Origin of the sequence: Colwellia marinimaniae (genome assembly GCF_002207865.1) — a bacterium.
In the GTDB taxonomy this organism is placed as follows: domain Bacteria; phylum Pseudomonadota; class Gammaproteobacteria; order Enterobacterales; family Alteromonadaceae; genus Colwellia; species Colwellia marinimaniae.
On sequence record NZ_BDQM01000149.1, the window covers coordinates 1 to 376 of the forward strand.

Genomic DNA, 376 nt, shown 5'->3' on the forward strand with positions numbered 1-376 from the left:
GTATTCACTAGGTATATCAAAATAGATATACTTAGTTTTTAGGCTTTTTTCTCGTTCGTCTTTTTCTATTCGTTGATACTTTAGTATCAGCATCAGACTCAGGCTTTAAGCTCTCTATGCTATCAACTACAGCATCATATTCAATTGCTAGCACAGGTGATACCTTTTCCAGAGTATCTATGCTCCTAGCGGCTTTCACGGCTTTTCTGACGGTAATTACTTTTAATTCTGCTAAGAATGTCTTTCCCCACGCAGCTATATCATTTTTGATATTTTTATAAGATTCTTTCAAAGATTCAATTGTAGATTCCATCTTTGCCGCTTTTTCAGCTCTAGCAACGTACAGGGGCTTGTTTCCGACCTTTACGGCCTTGGG

General features: G+C 37.8%; 1 protein-coding gene. It reads right to left on the minus strand.

Annotation, left to right across the window (positions count from 1 at the left end; genetic code table 11):
• Positions 1-31: 31 nt before the first annotated feature.
• The coding region (locus MTCD1_RS18635) for a hypothetical protein (protein WP_235013381.1) at positions 32-376 on the minus strand (345 nt) is incomplete at its 5' end.